The organism is Rhizobium sp. rho-13.1, assembly GCF_007000305.1.
In the GTDB taxonomy this organism is placed as follows: Bacteria; Pseudomonadota; Alphaproteobacteria; order Rhizobiales; family Rhizobiaceae; genus Rhizobium; species Rhizobium rhododendri.
On sequence record NZ_SCFL01000005.1, the window covers coordinates 60,270 to 78,222 of the forward strand.

The window sequence follows — 17,953 nt, forward strand, 5'->3', positions numbered from 1 at the left end:
CCGCCGATGATTGGCGGGCGGCAGCCGCCCGCCTGAGAGGCCTCAGAGCAAGGTGCCGCTGAGGATCGCCAGGGCAACAGTGAAATAGATCACCAGGCCGGTGACATCGACCAGCGTCGCCACGAACGGCGCCGAGGCGCTGGCGGGATCGAGCCGCATCTTCTGCAGGATGAACGGCAGCATCGAGCCGCAAATCGAGCCAAAGGTGACGATGCCGATCAGCGCTCCGAACACCGTCAGCCCCACCAGCTGCCAGTGCGGTCCGTAGTCGAACAACCCCAGTTGCTGCCAGGCAACGATACGGATGAAGCCGACAAGCCCGAGGATTGTGCCAAGCGTCACGCCGGTCGGCAATTCGCGCACAAGCACTCTCCACCAGTCCGAAAGCTTCAGTTCACCGAGCGCCAGCGCCCGGATGATCAGCGACGTCGCCTGCGACCCGGAATTGCCGCCGGAGCTCATGATCAGCGGTATGAACAGCGTCAGCACGACCGCCTTTTCCAGTTCGCCCTCGAAATGCTGCATGGCGCTTGCCGTCAGCATTTCGCCGAGGAACAGCGCCGCCAGCCAGCCGGCGCGCTTGCGGATCATGCCGGTGAAGCTGATCTGCATGTAAGGCTTTCCGAGCGCTTCCATGCCGCCGAATTTCTGGGCGTCCTCCGTGGTGTCGGCAATCATCGTGTCGATGACGTCGTCGACGGTGACGATCCCCAGCATCTTCTGTTCGTCGTTGACGATCGGCAGCGCCAGCAGGTTGTGCTTGCGGATCAGACGCGCGACATCCTCCTGTCTCATCAAAGGATATGCCGTCACCGGTTCGCCCATCTGCGCGACCGTGAGGATCGACGCATCGTTCTCGCCGTTGATCAGCCGCCGCAGCGTGACAACATGGGTCAACGCATGCGTCAGGCTGTCGAGCACGTAGATGGCGTAGACGGTCTCGCGCGAGCGCTCCACCTGGCGGACGTGTTGCAGCGCCTGGCCGACTGTCCAGTCGTCCGGCACGCTCACATACTCCGTCGTCATGATGGCACCCGCCGTGCGTGGCGGATAGCCCATCAGGGCCTTGATCGCTTGTTGCGTGGCAAGGTCCAGCCGCGCGACGAGGGCATCCCGGACATCCTCGTCCATTTCGAGGATAATATCGGCAACGCGGTCGTTGGCGGTGGCGTTGAGCAACTTTGCCGCATGCTCCGGCGGCATCGCGGTCACGATGTCGACCGCGTTGTGCAGCTCCGGCTGGTTGAGGACGTGCACCGCCTTCTGCAGCGATAAGGTCGCCAGTGTCGCGGCTGCTTCCTTCACGTCGAGGGCATTCAGCCGCTCGACGCGTTCTGCGGTCGTGATGCCGCGCGTTTCGTGAAGGAGATTGAGGGCGGCGTGGCCGGCCCGAACGGGTAAGCTGTTGAGGTTCATGAGCTCGCCTTTCTGTCGATCCGCCGCAGCGGCGGATCGTGGCGAGCCGACAGGAGTCGGTTAGTGCACGAAGGCCGCTGACGGCATAGGCAATCGACTGCTACTGTCGCTAGGCATCGTAAGATGACTCCGGTTGATCGGCATGGATGTCGTTGACGTCCACGCCGCGAGAGATCGCGCCAAATGCCCGAAAAGTCAAGCGCGATAGGGGCTTGCAGCCGTTGCCGCATCGCTTTTTTCACGACCGTCAAAAGCTGCATCGGCGGGTTGAGGAGGGGCAGTTTAGCAATTTGAGGCAGTAAAGCCGGGTGGTGACCCGGCTCCAATGTCTTCGTGAGTCTTCGTGATCCTCAGGAAGCCGTGAAAGCTTTAGAACCCTGCCAGGACGATCTTGCCCTTCGTCGTGCCACTTTCCAGCATCGCGTGTGCCTTCTTCATGTTGGCGGCGTTGATGGTGCCGAGCGTTTCGGTCAATGTCGTGCGAACCTTGCCTGTGTCCACGAGCCCTGCCACCTCGGTGAGAAGCTTGTGCTGCTCGATCATGTCGGCGGTTTTGAACAGCGAACGCGTGAACATCAGCTCCCAGTGCACCGAGATCGATTTACGCTTGAAAGCCATGATATCGAGCGTCTTGGGGTCGTCGATCAGCGCAAAGCGACCCTGCGGAGCGATCGCCTCGACGATGTCGGCAAGATGCTTTCCGGTGTTGGTCGTCGAGAACACGAACGCCGGTGCGCCGAGGCCAAGTCCCTCGATCTGGGGCGCCAATGGCTTGGAATGGTCGATGACATGGTGGGCACCGAGTTCCCGGACCCAGCTTTGCGTTTCCGGCCGTGAGGCGGTGGCAATGACGGTCAGGTCCGTCAGCGTCCGCGCCAGCTGGATGGCAATCGAGCCGACGCCGCCGGCGCCGCCGATGATCAATATCGTCCGCGAAGCACCTGGAACAGTGTCCTGAACCTTGAGGCGGTCGAACAGTGTCTCATAGGCCGTGATGGCGGTCAGCGGCAGGGCCGCAGCCGCTGCGAAATCGAGACTTTTCGGTTTCAGTGCGACGATGCGCTCGTCCACAAGATGGAATTCGGCATTCGAGCCGCCGCGATCGATGGCTCCGGCGTAGTAGACCTCGTCTCCCGGCTTGAACATCGTGACCTCAGCACCCGTCGCCTTGACGATGCCGGCCGCATCCCATCCGAGAACCTTGTATTGCCCGGCATCGGGTGTGACGCCGGCACGGACCTTGGTATCGACGGGGTTCACGGAAACGGCCTTGATATCGACGAGCAGATCCCGCCCGCTGGCTTCCGGCATCGGCAGGTCGACGTCGATCAATGCGCTTTCGGCTGAGATCGGCAGTGGATTCTGATAGGCGACGGCGCGCATGGGGAACTCCTGTGTTTGTAGCGAGACACGTTAGATGCGCATCGTTCACTGGCAACGCAAGAAGCATCGAACGAGTTCGACGCCACCGAGGCTGTCAAAGTGCGCTGTGAATTTCCGGGGAGGAGGCAGGCTAGGCGATCCCGTCCTTGCGCTCCAGCGCAACGGATATGCCGAAGACCACGAGGCCGCCGACCGAAAGGATGGCGCCGACATAGCCGGTGGCCGCCGCCGTATATCCCCAGGCGATGGCAATGCCGCCCAGCCATGCGCCGAGCGCGTTGGCGACGTTGAAGGCGGAATGATTGGAGGCGGCGGCGAGCATCTGGGCATCGGCTGCTACGTCCATCAACCGGGTCTGGACGGCGGGACAGGCCGCAAAGCCGCAGCCGATCAGGAAGGTGCAGATGCACAGCATGACTGGCTCGGCAGCAGTCATCGAAAACAGCGTCATGATGACGACATTGAAGGCCAGCATGCCGCCGATTGTGCCCTTCAGCGAGATATCGGCCAGCCGCGAACCGACGACATTGCCGACATTCATGCCGATGCCGAACAGCGCCAGCACGACGGGGATCATTCCCACCGAGAGGTGGGCGACATCCGTCGTCGTCGAGGCAATGTAGGTGAAGATCGAGAACATGCCGCCGAAGCCGACGGCAGCGATGGCGAGCGTCAGCCAGACCTGGACGCGCACCAGAGCGCCGAGTTCGCGCAAAACGCTGGCGCCCTCGGTAACCTTGTCTTTCGGCAGGAACAAGGCGATCAGCAGAACCGTCAGGGCGCCGAGGCCGCCAACCATCATGAATGCGGCCCGCCAGTCGAGCAACTGCCCAAGGAATGTGGCGATCGGCGTACCGATCAGCGTTGCGATGGTGAGCCCGAGCATGACGCGTCCGACAGCCCGAGCGCGGCGATGGATTGGCACCATCGAGGCAGCCACCAGGGCTGCAACCCCGAAATAGGCTCCATGCGGCAGACCGGTCAGGAAGCGCAGCAGGGTGAAGCTGGCAAAGGTGGGCGCGAAAGCGCTCATGATGTTGCCGGCGGCAAATACCGTCATCAGCAGCAGCAATAATGTCCGCCGCGCAAGCTTGGCCGACAGTACCGCAATCACCGGCGCGCCGATGACGACGCCAAGCGCATAGGCGCTGATGACATATCCTGCTTCCGGCGTCGTCACATGGAAGGTATCAGCGACGTTGGGAAGCAAGCCCATGATGACGAACTCGCCTGTCCCGATGCCAAAACCGCCCATGGCAAGTGCCAGCATGACAAGCGCGACGGCCGTGCTCGATGGAGCTTCGACTGCGGATGGCGGATCGAGGTTGTCGATGACAAGGTCGGTCACGAAAGCTCCAGATAGGCTGGCTGCAGGAGGCTTTTCGCAGCGCCAGTAAATTTGGCGCCAGCCCCGCTCACAGATCGGAAAAATTGGGATGGCGCGATGCGCCTGGAGATTACTATGAATCAAAAGGATAGCCGCGTCCCCTGCGTTTTTCGCACCGCAGCATGGCCGGTTGTGCATACGTAGGTCTACGACCGGAGCTCACCTTTCTTCACGTTGCCGTGACACGAATGTCTTGATTTCGCTCGACGACAGGCCATCTTAGCGAGAGAATTGCATGGGCTGTCCAATATCGACTGTCCGAACTGAGGAAACCGGGATCCTCTATGAAGCTTATCGGACTTTTCAACCAAGACGGTGGCACATTCCGGACAACGGACATGAATGCCTATCGTATCCATGCGGAAAAGGTTTTCCGCGACGCCGGCCATGACTTCGAGTGTCAGGTGGTGTCGGGAAAGGAAATCGTGCCCGCCATGGAACGGGCGGCGCGGCGCGATGACATCGAGGGCATCATTGCCGGCGGTGGCGACGGCACGATTTCGGCGGCCGCCTCCGTCGCCTGGAAGAACAAGATCGCACTCGGCGTTGTGCCAGCCGGTACCATGAACCTCTTTGCCCGCTCACTTCAGCTGCCGCTGGATATCTGGCAGGTGCTCGACGTGATTGCCAATGGCGAGGTCGATGCGGTCGATATCGGCAGCGCCAACGGCCGGCCCTTCATCCACCAGTATTCTGCCGGGATGCACGCGCGCTTGGTGCGCTATCGCAATTCCTTCACTTTCAGCTCGCGCATAGGCAAGATGTCTGCCAGCGTGCGGGCCGCCCTCGGCGTTATCTTCAATCCACCGGAATTCGATGTCGAGTTCGATATCGACGGCAAGAAGGAGCGCCGTCACGTGTCCGCCGTGTCCGTATCGAACAACCCGTTCGGACAAAATGCATTGCTCTACGCCGACGAGCTGACGACCGGAACGCTTGGCTTCTATCTCGCCAAGCCTATGAAACCGTTGGGCGTAACCCGGCTGGCCTTCGATATGCTGCGCGGCAAGTTTCGCGATAATGTCGATGTCATGGTCATGCACACGCAGTCGCTGCACCTGCATTATCCGAAAATGAGGTCCAGGGCTCACTGCGTGATCGACGGTGAATTGTTGCGGCTCGAGCGCGACGTCGAGCTGAAACTCCACCCGCGCGAGCTCAAGGTAATGGTTGCCCATGGAACGGCGAGCCGTGTTGCCGTCGAGCAGAGCAACGAGCCCGCACCTGTCTGAGCAAGATTCTTATATGCGTGGCAAATATGTACGGTAGTCGAAATTCGAGACGCTGCGCAGGAAATGGATGGCTTCCTTTTCCTTCGTATCCGCAAACAGCGTCTGGTACCTCTCGCCAAAAATCTCCCTTGTGAAGGCCGAGGCGCGAAACCGCTCAACGGCTGTCAGAAAATCATGGGTCAGCTTCGGTGCGTCGATAGCGGCCGCATGGGCGGTGGTCTCAGGCCCGGGATCGAGATCTTCCGTCAGGCCGCCCAGCATGCCGCCGAGGATGGCGGCAATTGCGAGATAGGGATTGGCATCCGCGCCGGCAACGCGGTGCTCGATGCGAGCGCCTGCACCGTTTTTTTCGGGAATACGCAGCGCCGTGCCGCGGTGATCGTAGCCCCAGTTAATGTCGACCGGTGCAAACGATCCTGGCTGGAAGCGGCGATAGGAATTGGCAAAGGGTGCAAACACCAGTTGCGTTTCCTGCATCGTCCGCAGCAATCCGGCACACACCGATTTTAGCTTGGCGGGATCGCCTCCCTCGGCGTCAAGAATATTGCGGCCATCCTTGTCGAGAATGCTGACATGGACGTGAAGTCCGGAGCCTGCATGATCGGTATAAGGTTTGGCCATGCAGGTCGATTTCAGCCCGTGCTGTCTTGCTGCCTGGGCCGCGATCCTTTTCAGGCCGATACAGTCATCGGCGGCAGCCAGAGCGTCGGGCCTGTGCAGCAGGTTCACTTCGAACTGGCCCGGCCCGAACTCGGCAGTCGTCGCATCGGCGGGCAGACCCTGTGCCCGTGCATAGGCGCGCAGCGTCTCGAGATAATCGCCGAGCACGTCGACGGCATCCATGTCGTAGAGCTGAAAGCCGTCCGGCTCGCCACGATAGGTGAGGGCCGCGGGCGGCGACGGGATGCCGGTCTCGCGCCAATCCGCCGCCAGCAGGTAGAACTCCAGCTCCGTCGCGACCACCGGCGTCAGCCCCATCAGCCGATAGCGCTCGACAACGGCAGCAAGGATGGCACGCGGATCCATGAAGCTCGGACCGCCACTCAGCTCATGCATCGTCGCCAGCACCTGGCAGGATCCGGCCGGCGCCCAGGGCATCGGTGCCAGGGTGCGCGGATCGGCGATGCAGCTTCCGTCGGGATCGCCGATCGTCATCGACAAGCCGTTCAACTCATCATTGTCGTAACCCCAGATATCCAGGGTTTGCGTCGACAGGGGCAGCCGCACGTCGCCGGCCCAGACCTTTTTTTCAGCCGAAAGCGGGATCTGCTTGCCGCGCAGCCGGCCGTTCATGTCGACGGTCAGCACCTCGATGCGAGCCGCAGCGTCCAGCGTGTCGTCTTTTGCGGTCCCGACCGTCATGCTCTTGAAAATCCTCGAATGCCCGGCCATGGTCGTAGCCGATCAAGCCCGGCCTTTCAATTCCGAAGGATTTGCAGACGATGACGGAGACGAAACCCTTGTCCAATCTCGCCGCCATCGATGCAGCCCATCACCTGCATCCCTTCGCCGATACCGGGAAGCTGAACACTGAGGGCACGCGCATTATCCAGCGCGGCGAGGGCGTCCATATCTTCGACAGCCTCGGTAAGAAATACCTCGATGGATTCGCCGGTCTCTGGTGCGTCAACATCGGATATGGACGCAAGGAGATCGCCGAGGCGGTCGCAAGGCAGATGAACGAGCTGCCCTATTACAATACGTTCTTCGGCACGACCACCACGCCGGCAACCCTGCTTGCCGAGAAGGTCTGCTCCCACGCCGGGCCCAACTTCAACCACATCTTCTTCACCAACTCCGGTTCCGAGGCGAACGACACATGGTTTCGCATGGCGCGGGTTTACTGGAGCGCTGTCGGCAAACCTTCCAAGAAGATCGTCATCGCGCGCCGTAACGGCTACCACGGCTCGACTGTCGCCGGCGCCAGCCTCGGCGGCATGAAATACATGCATGAGCAAGGCGACCTGCCGATCCCGGGGATCGTCCATATCGGACAGCCCTATTGGTACGCCGACGGCGGCGATCTGACGCCCGAGGCTTTCGGGCTCAAGGTGGCAGGCGAGCTTGAGGAGAAGATCGACGAGCTCGGCGAGGATAACGTTGCCGCCTTCGTGGCCGAACCGATACAGGGGGCAGGCGGCGTCATCATACCGCCCTCGACCTACTGGCCGGAGATCGACCGCATCTGCAAGGCACGCAACATCCTGCTGGTTTCAGACGAGGTGATTTGCGGCTTCGGACGCCTTGGCGAATGGTTCGGCTTCCAGCACTACGGTTTCACGCCGGACCTTGCACCCATCGCCAAGGGCCTTTCATCAGGCTATCTGCCAATTGGCGGCGTGCTGGTCGGAGACCGTGTTGCCGATGTGCTGATCAACGACGTCGGCGAATTCAACCACGGCTTCACCTATTCCGGCCATCCGGTATGCGCGGCCGCCGCACTCGAAAACCTGCGCATCATCGAGGACGAGCATCTCGTCGAGCGCGTGCGCAATGACATCGGACCCTATTTCGCTGCAGAATGGAGCAACCTTGCCGATCACCCCATGGTCGGTGAAGCCGTCAGCGTCGGCTTGATGGGCGCCCTGCAGCTTGCCGCCGATAAGACTACGCGCCGCCGCTTCGACAAGCCGGATGCCGTCGGCGCCATGGTTCGCAATCACGCGCTGGCCAACGGCCTAGTCCTGCGCGCCACCGCCGACCGCATGCTAGCCTCGCCCTCCCTGATCATCAGCCGCGAGGAGGTCGACACGATGGTCCGCATTGCACGTCTGGCGCTGGACGCGGTCTGGGCGGGAACCACCGCCTAAACCGACCATCCAAGTCAGACGATCCATTTCCCTGCCTTGTTCAGAGCAAGGGTCAAGGCTGCGACATGAATGGCCTGGATCATCTCTCCAGCCAGCATCATCCTGATGGCTTCGCGAATAGGCACTCGAACAATCTCGGTCCGCTCTGTCGGATTGTCATCCGGAAGCGCGTTGCATTCAATTCCGAGCGCCAGAACGATATGGCAAAGATTGGTATGGGTTGCCGGGTTCGGGGACAAAGACGCCACCGGCAGCCACTCCGCCGCCGAAAATCCGGTTTCCTCCCGCAGTTCACGCTGCGCCGCCTGCACCGGGCTGCCATCTTTAGCATCAATAGCACCGCCAGGCAATTCCAGCGAGATACGGCCTAAGGCATGACGATATTGTCTGAGCAAAAGAATATTGTCCTCGGTATCGATCGCCACGACCTGAACCCAGTCGCTATACTCGAGGACATAATAGGGAGCGATTTCAACGCCTTCGGATGTGACGCAATCGTCGGCCCTGACCGTCAGCCAGCGATCGCGCAGCGGGTAGCTCGACCTCTTGATTTCCCACGGAGCAAGATTGATAGGCGCGGGCTGGGTCTGATCGCTTGCAGCCATGGCTTGCCTCCGAGTTTTGAAGAACGGATAGCCGCAGTCGTTACTGCGGATAGATCCACGCATAGGCAAAATGTGCCGTGTCACCGGGCTTGCCGTGGATATAGCCGACATCCGCCTGGCGAACGACCGCGTTTACATATTGCGGTCCGAGCGAGGTGCTTACCCATTCGGCAAGAACGGGTGGCATGGCATCACGACCCTTTTTCGGCAGCCAGACGAGCAGCACCGGCCTCTCCGCCGTCCACTGATAGGGCAGCGTGAGGTTGCCGAAAAACCGCGACATGACGGGCACGCCAGCAAACTGGAGCTTGAGGTTGCCGGCCGGAAGCCAGTCGTCCGTCATCACCAGCCCCGGCTTCTTGGCTTCTGTGCTGACAATCTGGCTGGCAAAATCGGCATAGGGAACATTGTAGGCTTCATAAGAGCCGAACAGGCCCGGCACGGTCACGCGGGTCAGCAGGGCCGTCGGGATGAGCAGCATAAGTGCAATCGGAATGTAAACGAAACGCTTGGCAAAATCTTCGGCACGCAGCCCGGCAATTTCCATCTTCAGGCAAAGGTAGATCGGCAGCAGGAATAGAAACGGCAGCAGCCATCGGTCGCGCATTGCAGTCATGCCGATGCCGAAAATCAGAACCAGCACCAGAATCGCTATGGCAACGAAGATTGTCGCAAGGAAACGCGTCCATTCGTTCGACATCTTCAGGCTGGCAAACAGGGCTTTCCCGAACACCAGAGCGTAGACGATAGCGGTCGGCAGGCAGATGACGATGGCGAGCTTGAAAAACTCGAGCGGTCCCTGGACGAGTTTCGCCCAATGGCTCTTCGGCGCGTCCTGCTCCATGATCCCGAGCGTGCGACCGGAGGCCAGATCGAAATTGTGGAGCAGCCACAGGCCGTGCGGCAGGAAGATGATCAGTGCTATCAGCACAGTCACAAGAAACCGCTTGTCGAAAATCCGGGCGCGGCCTTGCGGGTGCAGTAACACGGCAACGACGGTGGCGGCGGCCAGCAGCGCAAAATTGTATTTCGACAGCATGCCGAGGCCAAGTGCCACGCCGGTGATCAGGTATCCGGTCCAGGACGGCGTCTTCAGCGTCCGGATGACGCCGTAGAGAAACAGGTTGATGGTCACCATCTGGGCGACCGTATGGGTGAGATCGCGCTGAGCTTCCCAGAAAAGCTGCGGAATGGTCAGCAGCGACAGGGTGGCGATCACTGCAAACAGCTTGTCGGCCAGGACCAGGCGGGCAAGCTTGTAATAGGTCACGTAGATCAGAAACAGCACGAGGTTCTTGACGACGGAAATGATCGCCAGCGACAGGCCGAAGACCGAAACGAACGCTGTCTGCAGCCAGTTATACAGCGGTGGTTGCGAATCGTAGCCGAGCGTCAGCCATTGCGAAAAGAATGCCTGCTGCGATTCGTCGTAGCGCATGCTGTGCGGCATGAGCATGCGGACGACAAACTCGAGGCAGAAGTAGGCTGCCAGAAGGAGGATCACGGCATCTGGCTTGCGGACCAGCAGCCTATGCATGGGGATGATCCCGATCGAAGATCGTCCGGACGATGTAGTTCGGCGACGTGTCGTCGCGGTAATAGTTGCGGGCAATCATCTCGGCCAGAATGCCGGTCGTGACCATCTGCACGGAGGCCAACAGCAGCACGACGCCGACCATCAGCATCGGCCGGGTGCCGATATCGTTGCCCATGATGAATTTGTCGACGAACAGATAGGCCATGATGACAAGCGCCAGCGCGCCGAAGCCGAGGCCGAGCGACCCGAAGAAATGGCCGGGACGGGCCTTGTAGCGCATGAAGAACATCACTGAAAGAAGGTCGAGGATGACCCGGAACGTCCGCGATATGCCGTATTTCGACTTGCCATGGGCGCGGGCATGGTGGCTGACGACCATTTCGCCGATCCGCGAACTCGGCACCACGCTGGCGACCCAGGCCGGGATGAAGCGGTGCATCTCGCCCATCAGCTTGACCTGCTTGATGATCGCAGCCCGGTAGATCTTCAGGCTGCAGCCATAGTCGTGTATCTTGACGCCCGTCGTCCGGCCGATCAGGTAATTGGCGCACCATGACGGGATCTTGCGCAAAAGCAGTCCGTCCTGGCGATCCTTGCGCCAGCCGACGAGAAGATCGAGATCGCGGCGTTCCAGTTCGGCGACCATGGCAGGAATGTCTTTCGGATCGTTCTGCAGGTCGCCGTCCATCGTCGCGATCAGGCGGCCGGTGGCCGCGTCGATGCCGGCCTGCATCGCCGCCGTCTGGCCGAAATTCCGCTGCAGTTCGACAAGTCGCAGGATCAGGCCTTCCTGGCCCAGATAGCTCCGGGCGTTTACCAGCGTCGCATCCGTGCTGCCGTCATCGATCAGGATCAGTTCCCAGCGACCGGGGAAAATGGCCATCGACTGGGTGATACGCTCGATCAGCGGGCCGACACTGTCTTCCTCGTTGAAAACAGGCACGACCAGCGAAAGCTCGACTGGATTGACGGTATCCGCGTGAAGCCGATTAGACTCTGCCGTTGTCTGCAACGCTACTTTCTCCTAAAAGCCGCTATGATCGGTGGCCGGGCGAGCAAAGTTCGTGCCGTCAGCCAGAGCTCACACGGGTGCTTTCCTACATGAAGAGTCCAATGGTTGCCACCCGACAATCCTGGTTTATTCGAAACCGGATGACGCTGCTGACCCTGGGCGTCGTCTTGCTCTACGCGGCCTTCATAGAATGGTTCTGGGGCTGGAGCGTCATCCTTGCAGAATGGGCAAAAGTTGGCGTCTTGCCGATCGTCGTCGCCCTCGCATTGCTGACCGGCACCTACTTCCTGCGGACGTGGCGTATCTACGACTATTTTCCCGTCGAGACGAAGGGTCACTTCTCAGCCCTTTTCCGAGTCACGCAGATCCACAACTTGCTCAACATCATGATGCCGTTCCGCACCGGCGAAACCAGCTTTCCGCTTTTGATGCGCTCGGAATTCGGCATTCCACTGGTCCGCAGCACCGCGGCGTTGCTGGTCATGCGGTTGCTCGACCTCCACGCGCTACTCGCCGCCGCCGGCATGGGCCTCGCCGTAACATCACCGCATAAAGCCGTTGCCTGGTTGCTCTGGTGCTGTTTTCTGCTCTTGCCGGTCGCAGCCTTTGCCGTGCGCCGCCCGCTGGTCCGGTTCGCCGCGGAGGCGCTGCCTGCAAAGGCGCAGTCCGTCGTCCTCGAGATCGAAAGGGGACTGCCCATAAACGCATCCGCTTTTGCACGGGCCTGGCTGATGACCATCGTCAACTGGCTGGTCAAGGTACTCGTGCTCGCCTGGGCACTCGGCCTTATGCAGGTCGTCCCGCTAGCGGCGAGTTTTGGCGGCGCTCTCGGTGGTGAGCTTTCATCCGTGCTGCCGGTGCACGCGCCGGGCGGCGTCGGCACCTATCCGGCGGGCATTACCGCCGGTGCGCTGGCCTTCGGTGCCCCCTCCGACACGGCGTCGCTCACCACGCTGGCGCAGGCAAGCATCAACGGCCATTTACTGGTGATCGTTTCCGCACTCATCGGTACGGCGCTGGGACTGGCGATGTCGAAAGGCCGGGTCCAAAAGTCGGCCTGATGCCACCGCTCTCTCACCGCGTTGGCAAGAGGGCGGTGCGTGTGTTCCTACTGGAACGCCGTCTCGAAAAAGCTGCGTAGCTTGCGTGAATGCAGCGCTTCTGGCGGCATGGCAGCGAGCTTCTGGATGGCGCGGATGCCGATCTGCAGATGCTGGTTGACCTGCGTCCGATAGAAGGCGGTCGCCATTCCCGGTAGCTTCAGTTCGCCATGCAGCGGCTTGTCCGAGACGCAGAGCAACGTGCCGTAGGGCACGCGGAAGCGAAATCCGTTGGCCGCAATCGTTGCCGATTCCATGTCGAGGGCGATGGCGCGGGCCTGCGATAGGCGCTTGACCGGCCCTGCCTGGTCGCGCAGTTCCCAGTTGCGGTTGTCGATGGTGCCGACCGTGCCGGTGCGCATGATCCGCTTCAGCTCGAAACCCTCGTAGCCGGTAATCTCGGCCACCGCTGCCTCCAGCGCCACCTGCACCTCGGCCAGCGCCGGGATCGGCACCCAGACGGGCAGGTCGTCGTCGAGCACATGGTCTTCACGCATGTAGGCATGGGCAAGCACGTAGTCTCCGAGCCTCTGGCTGTTGCGCAGGCCGGCACAATGGCCGAGCATCAGCCAGGCATGCGGTCGAAGCACTGCGACGTGGTCGGTGATCGTCTTCGCGTTGGAGGGGCCGACGCCGATGTTGATCATGGTGATCCCGGCATGGCCCTTCTTCTTCAGATGGTAGGCCGGCATCTGCGGTAGTCGCGGCGAAGCGATATCAGTATCCGGCGAGCTCGATCCGGCGTTGGTGATGATATTTCCCGGTTCGACGAAAGCTGTATAGCCTTCGCCGCCCTTGGCCATCAGGTCACGTGCCCAGGTGCAGAACTCGTCGATGTAGAACTGATAGTTGGTGAACAGCACGAAATTCTGGAAATGGGCCGCGCTGGTCGCCGTGTAGTGAGCGAGCCGCGCCAGCGAATAGTCGATGCGCTGGGCGGTGAACGGTGCCAGCGGCGAGGGCTGGCCCGGAGGCGGTATATATTCGCCATTGGCGATCTCGTCGTCGGTCGTGTTCAGATCCGGCGTATCGAAAAGATCGCGCATCGGAATGTCGGCAAATGTCGCCGCCGATGCCTCTACGTGCGCTCCTTCGCCGAAAGCGAAATGCAACGGGATCGGCGTCGTCGATTCGGACACGACAATCGGTACGTTGTGGCTGCGCATCAAAAGCGCCAGCTGCTCCGTCAGATAATGCCGGAAAAGCACGGGCCTGGTGATCGTGGTGGTGTAGATGCCGGGCGCGGTGACGTGACCGTAGGACAGCCGCGAATCGACATGTCCGAAGCTGGTAGTCTCGATGCTCACCTGCGGATAGAAGGCCCGGAAGCGAGCAGAGATTGGCTCCCCCTCGGCAAGTTCGGCGAATTTGCCGATCAAGAAGGCCGTGTTCCTGTCGTAGAGCTCGGTCAGAGCATCGACAGCTTTGACCGGATCGTCAAAGGTAACGGGCGCGAAGGGTTCGGGTGAGGATACGTCCAGCGGAGAGAATTTGTTGCTCATGCGCCATTATAGAGTGCTGTCTCCAACAAGCAAATGACGGCAACAGTGGCAGCCGGGATTTCCGCAGGATTTTTTTCCCCATCTGCGGCTCCGGGAAGATGCCAGCCCGCGACCCTTTACTGTACCGTCGAGCAATAAGAGCTTGTCGATTGCAGGCAGGTGAAGTTTGCGCCGAAGTGCGATTGCGAACCGCTGCCCCCGCTGTGCAGGACGGCTGCCGAAAAGCTGATGGCGAAAACTGCGGAAACCAAAGTGATGATGGTGAAGCGCCGCGCCAGAATTGCCATGTCCATTTCCCCCGTTGTTGGAACGGATCGCCCTTGATCCTGACGCCTTTCTGCCACGGTTCGTCTGAACGGCGGCTGATACGGCGGTTCATCCGGCATTCAGCTTGCCGGGTCGGCCTCAATTCGCATCGCCAAGACGGTGAATTCAGGCAAATACGAGCCGGGAAAAATCACGCGCCAACAACCGCGGCTCGATTCAGGGTTAGCAAAGGGTTGATTTGCAGATCCTAATTTTTCGTAAAATGCCAGGCAAAGTCCTTAATTCGCAAGGCCTGCGATGTTTAACAAAATCCCAAGTTTACCAAGCATTTGCACTTTGTTTGCATCAAATTAAGCAAGCATTTTAAGCGCTTTTTGAAGTCCTTATGCGATACTCAAATCATCAAACGAGCGGGGAAAACCCGCCACCCGGAAGGCCACCAAGCTGCGTTAGACGGCAAAGGCCCAACGGAAAACAGGGATTGCACTAACAGGCTGAAACAGGGACCGAACCGATGGCACGCTTTGAAATGACGACGTCTGAAATGGCCACCATGGGTGGCGAAAAAAATGCCGATATCTTTTGCGAAATGGGCCTGATGTACGCAACCGGCCGCGGTTGCGACATCGACCTGATCTCGGCCCACAAGTGGCTGAACATCGCTGCCATCAAGGGCTGCGACCGCGCCGCCGAGCTTCGCGCCGACGTCGCTGCCACGCTAACGAAGATGCAACTGGCAGCAGCCCTTCGCTCCGCTCGCGAGTGGATGACCATGCACTGAGGCAACGTCCTCAGACGATCATTACCAAGAACAATAACCTCGCAAAGAGGGGGAGCGTCAATGTCAAAAGGCAGACGCAACAGCGCGACCGCGACCGGCCGGGACAAGGCCGGCGCGGTTTTTGGCGCGATGATTACCGGAGCGTCTGAAGGACCTGCGGCAGGGCCTGTTCGAAAAGGTCGAGATCGGCTTTCTGTCCGGCGCTGACGCGGACACACCGGTTGAGCGGCGCCACGCCGGGCATCCGGATAAACACGCCGTGATCGAGCAGCCCATCGACAACGGCCTTCGCGTAGACCGCATCGCGCCCACAGTCGATGGCAACGAAGTTGGTGGCCGATGCCAGCGGCATAACGTCGTTGTCGCGCGCGATCATGGCGATCCGTTCCCGGGCGTCGTGGATCTTGCCGATGACCTCTTTAAGATAGCCCTGATCGTCCAGCGCGGTTAGCGCCCCGACGGTTGCCAGCCGGTTCATGCCGAAGTGATTGCGCAGCTTGTCAAACGCTGCCACGGTTTCGGGAACGCCGATCGCATAGCCGACCCGCGCGCCGGCAAGCCCGTAGGCCTTGGAGAAGGTGCGGGTACGCAGGACATTGGGCATGTCGATGAGGGACGCGATCGGTGGCAACGACGACGCCGGCGCAGTCTCGCTGTAGGCCTCGTCTAACACCAGCATGCAGGTCTCCGGCAAGGCCCTTGCGAAGGCGATGACGCTTTCCTGATCCCACCAGCTTCCCATCGGATTGTCGGGGTTGGCAAGATAGACCAGCGGTGCATTCTCCCGCCGGACTGCATCGAGCAGTCCCTCAAGGTTCTCACGGTCGTCGAGATACGGGACGGTGACGAGCCGACCGCCGAAACCGGCGACGTGGAAGTTGAAAGTCGGATAGCCGCCATGGGACGTCACCACCGGCGTGTTGGCGGAAACGATCATCCGGACGATCAACCCGAGCAGCGAATCGACACCTTCGCCTATGGCAATGTTGGCGGAATTTATCCCGAGATGCGTTGCCAGCGCCGCCTTGAGGTCGAAATTTTCCGGGTCGTTATACTTCCAGATCTCGCCAGCTTCCCGGCGCATCGCCTCGATCACCCGCGGCGAAGGACCGAAGCCGCTTTCATTGGCGCCGATCCGGGCCTTGACAGCGACGCCGCGCTGCCGCTCCAGCGCTTCCGGCCCGACAAACGGCACGGTCGAGGGCAGGGCGCTGGTGAGCGGTGTAAAACGCGAAAAGACAGGCATGCTGGTGATTTCCCGGCGAAGCGATTGCAGTCGCCCGCACCATAAGCGCTTGTTGCCGGGTTTCAAGAGACGAGGCGGCTGGCGTCAGCGACGCATGGACCTTGCGGCATTGGCTTCGCGGTTGCCGATCATGAAGTCGGCACGTACCACCAGCCTCAATGTCTCGGGCGTCAGGAAGTTGATGAACCGGACGCCGATCCGGTCGCCATGCCGGTAGGTCTCGGCGCAGCCGATGCGATAGGCGAGACCGAGGATGTTGAGGTAGTAATGTTGCGGCAGGCCCGCAGTGCTGCCGACAAGGAAGGTCGCGCCGCCCTGCGAGATATCGATGATCTCGGCACTGCGCATCGAGACCCCGGTAAGGCAGGGTTTGACGGCGATAAGTCGTGCCGGCCGCTGGACGAAAAAGCGCTCGAAGCTCCGCTCGTAGACCTCGGATTTGACGGACGCCAGATGCGTTGAGCGAAGCATGTTATTCCCCGGACGGTGGCTTACCGAAATCATCTCGGTTTAAGACACAAGCGTCGCACGAAGGCTTTGCGCATTCGTCAATCATATGGATGGCATTTTAGTAATCTGACATTTAGCTGCCAGATGAGTCGATTTCAGGAGAAATACCGCGCGACCGCATATCCGCCGCCCGCGGTGGCAGCCGTGACAACGGTACCCCAGGCCATGTCGACGACGCTGACCATGACGGGCCAGTTCTTCAACGTCGAAAGGTTGGTGATATCGTAGGTCCCGTAAGCTGCAAGGCCAAGCACGGCGCCAAACAGCAGAGCCCGCGTCAACGAACCGGCACCAACCGCAGGCATCACTGCGAGCATGACGACGGCAACGGTGAAAAACAGGTAGAAAAGTGCTGCGATCCCGAAATTCGGCTGAGGCAGCATCAGGTCGCCTAACTGGTCGCGATAGAAGGTGCGCGCCACAAGCCCGAGCCAAGCGGCATCGAGAACAAGCAGCGTCACGAGACAACCTGCGTAGGCGGTAAGCGCTGTCTTGATCATGGGTCGAGCTCCTTTTTCAAAAAGTCCTACGCCGTTCGGCGACGGTCGGATTACCTTTCGTCAAATGATATTCGAACCGTGTGGGCAATTGGGCGTTGTATGTGGGACGATATTGCACGGATTCTTCGGGCGTAAGGTCCGCCCTGACGGAATGCTGCAGAAGTCAGGCGTAAAATTCAGTGACCGATTTCCCGGTCGGCAAAGCCTAGCGCCGAGTGGCTGCTGCTATGTCATCAGGGGAAGGAGAAGCGCGGGGCGGCGGCCCCGCGCTTCTTTGATTCGGGCCGTCGGGTCGAGACGCACGCAGGTGAGCCGCTTTCACGTCCTAGACGCCGACCTCGAAGTTCAAACGCAAGACATGATGTAGAAACTCGGCATTGATCAGCATGTTGAAGCTGACGATGACCCGCGAACCCTCACGTTTGACGAGGGTGCAGCCGATCTCGTCGCGAATGCCGAGGATCTCGAGGAAAAAGTGATTGGGCAGATCGTGGCCGGTGCCCACCTCGAGCGTGGCGCCGGATTGCGACATGATCTTGATCATGCAGTCCGTTTGTACGCTCGTGCTGAGATGATGGCCCACGAAGATGATTTTGCCGGGTCTATCGACAACGAATTCCTGAAGCGCGGGCTGCTGGTCAGTGTTCGTCATGAGGTGCATCTGA

The 17,953-nt window shown here is 60.4% G+C and carries 17 protein-coding genes; 4 read left to right on the forward strand and 13 right to left on the reverse strand.

What is annotated here, in order from left to right; translation table 11 throughout:
- Window positions 1-42: 42 nt before the first annotated feature.
- The 3 genes from mgtE to EQW76_RS15145 form a co-directional block, all read right to left on the reverse strand.
- On the reverse strand, window positions 43-1,416 hold the full coding sequence (gene mgtE, locus EQW76_RS15135; RefSeq protein WP_142829819.1) for a magnesium transporter: 1,374 nt from the start codon (window positions 1,414-1,416) through the stop codon (window positions 43-45).
- A 369-nt stretch (window positions 1,417-1,785) separates the two neighbouring features.
- Complete coding sequence (locus EQW76_RS15140) at window positions 1,786-2,799, reverse strand: zinc-binding alcohol dehydrogenase family protein (protein ID WP_142829817.1); 1,014 nt, start codon at window positions 2,797-2,799, stop codon at window positions 1,786-1,788.
- A gap of 130 nt (window positions 2,800-2,929) precedes the next feature.
- Window positions 2,930-4,132 (reverse strand): MFS transporter, encoded by a 1,203-nt coding sequence (locus tag EQW76_RS15145; RefSeq protein WP_224128086.1) that lies wholly within the window; start codon window positions 4,130-4,132, stop codon window positions 2,930-2,932.
- A 338-nt stretch (window positions 4,133-4,470) separates the two neighbouring features.
- Here EQW76_RS15145 and EQW76_RS15150 point away from each other — a divergent pair, with 338 nt between their 5' ends.
- Window positions 4,471-5,418, forward strand: coding sequence for a diacylglycerol kinase family protein (locus EQW76_RS15150; RefSeq protein WP_142829814.1), 948 nt, complete (start codon window positions 4,471-4,473; stop codon window positions 5,416-5,418).
- Between the two features lie 9 nt (window positions 5,419-5,427).
- Here EQW76_RS15150 and EQW76_RS15155 read toward each other — a convergent pair whose 3' ends face one another.
- Window positions 5,428-6,780, reverse strand: coding sequence for a glutamine synthetase family protein (locus EQW76_RS15155; protein ID WP_244615346.1), 1,353 nt, complete (start codon window positions 6,778-6,780; stop codon window positions 5,428-5,430).
- 80 nt (window positions 6,781-6,860) lie between these two features.
- On the opposite strand from EQW76_RS15155, the gene EQW76_RS15160 reads away from it, so the two are divergent.
- Window positions 6,861-8,228: an aspartate aminotransferase family protein gene (locus EQW76_RS15160; protein ID WP_142829810.1), complete on the forward strand. Its 1,368-nt coding sequence runs from the start codon at window positions 6,861-6,863 to the stop codon at window positions 8,226-8,228.
- A gap of 14 nt (window positions 8,229-8,242) precedes the next feature.
- On the opposite strand, the gene EQW76_RS15165 is transcribed toward EQW76_RS15160, so the two are convergent.
- The 3 genes from EQW76_RS15165 to EQW76_RS15175 are packed head-to-tail and all read right to left on the reverse strand — an operon-like array spanning window position 8,243 to window position 11,382.
- Complete coding sequence (locus tag EQW76_RS15165; RefSeq protein WP_244615344.1) at window positions 8,243-8,896, reverse strand: NUDIX hydrolase; 654 nt, start codon at window positions 8,894-8,896, stop codon at window positions 8,243-8,245.
- Complete coding sequence (locus tag EQW76_RS15170) at window positions 8,874-10,370, reverse strand: glycosyltransferase family 39 protein (protein WP_142829808.1); 1,497 nt, start codon at window positions 10,368-10,370, stop codon at window positions 8,874-8,876. Before EQW76_RS15170 ends, EQW76_RS15165 begins: the two co-directional genes overlap by 23 nt.
- The gene (locus EQW76_RS15175) at window positions 10,363-11,382 is read right to left on the reverse strand and encodes a glycosyltransferase family 2 protein (RefSeq protein WP_142829806.1); all 1,020 of its coding nucleotides are present in this window, start codon (window positions 11,380-11,382) and stop codon (window positions 10,363-10,365) included. Before EQW76_RS15175 ends, EQW76_RS15170 begins: the two co-directional genes overlap by 8 nt.
- Window positions 11,383-11,471: 89 nt before the next feature.
- Here EQW76_RS15175 and EQW76_RS15180 point away from each other — a divergent pair, with 89 nt between their 5' ends.
- Complete coding sequence (locus tag EQW76_RS15180) at window positions 11,472-12,443, forward strand: lysylphosphatidylglycerol synthase domain-containing protein (protein WP_142829805.1); 972 nt, start codon at window positions 11,472-11,474, stop codon at window positions 12,441-12,443.
- A 47-nt stretch (window positions 12,444-12,490) separates the two neighbouring features.
- Here the strand turns inward: EQW76_RS15180 and EQW76_RS15185 are convergent, their stop codons facing one another.
- Both EQW76_RS15185 and EQW76_RS29250 read right to left on the reverse strand, forming a co-directional pair.
- Window positions 12,491-13,984 carry an AMP nucleosidase gene (locus tag EQW76_RS15185; RefSeq protein ID WP_111220375.1) on the reverse strand — a complete coding sequence of 498 codons (1,494 nt, stop codon included), beginning with the start codon at window positions 13,982-13,984 and terminating at the stop codon, window positions 12,491-12,493.
- Between the two features lie 116 nt (window positions 13,985-14,100).
- Window positions 14,101-14,370, reverse strand: a complete 270-nt coding sequence (locus EQW76_RS29250) for a hypothetical protein (RefSeq protein ID WP_142829803.1) — start codon at window positions 14,368-14,370, stop codon at window positions 14,101-14,103.
- 395 nt (window positions 14,371-14,765) lie between these two features.
- On the opposite strand from EQW76_RS29250, the gene EQW76_RS15195 reads away from it, so the two are divergent.
- Window positions 14,766-15,032, forward strand: a complete 267-nt coding sequence (locus EQW76_RS15195) for a sel1 repeat family protein (protein ID WP_111220376.1) — start codon at window positions 14,766-14,768, stop codon at window positions 15,030-15,032.
- 133 nt (window positions 15,033-15,165) lie between these two features.
- Here EQW76_RS15195 and EQW76_RS15200 read toward each other — a convergent pair whose 3' ends face one another.
- The 4 genes from EQW76_RS15200 to EQW76_RS15215 form a co-directional block, all read right to left on the reverse strand.
- On the reverse strand, window positions 15,166-16,278 hold the full coding sequence (locus EQW76_RS15200; protein ID WP_142829801.1) for a pyridoxal phosphate-dependent aminotransferase: 1,113 nt from the start codon (window positions 16,276-16,278) through the stop codon (window positions 15,166-15,168).
- 84 nt (window positions 16,279-16,362) lie between these two features.
- A complete protein-coding gene (locus EQW76_RS15205) occupies window positions 16,363-16,749 on the reverse strand; it encodes a PilZ domain-containing protein (protein ID WP_111220378.1) in 387 nt (128 codons plus the stop codon).
- 134 nt (window positions 16,750-16,883) lie between these two features.
- The gene (locus tag EQW76_RS15210; RefSeq protein ID WP_142829929.1) at window positions 16,884-17,285 is read right to left on the reverse strand and encodes a DUF2177 family protein; all 402 of its coding nucleotides are present in this window, start codon (window positions 17,283-17,285) and stop codon (window positions 16,884-16,886) included.
- A 328-nt stretch (window positions 17,286-17,613) separates the two neighbouring features.
- Window positions 17,614-17,949, reverse strand: coding sequence for a hypothetical protein (locus tag EQW76_RS15215; protein ID WP_142829927.1), 336 nt, complete (start codon window positions 17,947-17,949; stop codon window positions 17,614-17,616).
- Between the last annotated feature and the right edge of the window lie 4 nt (window positions 17,950-17,953).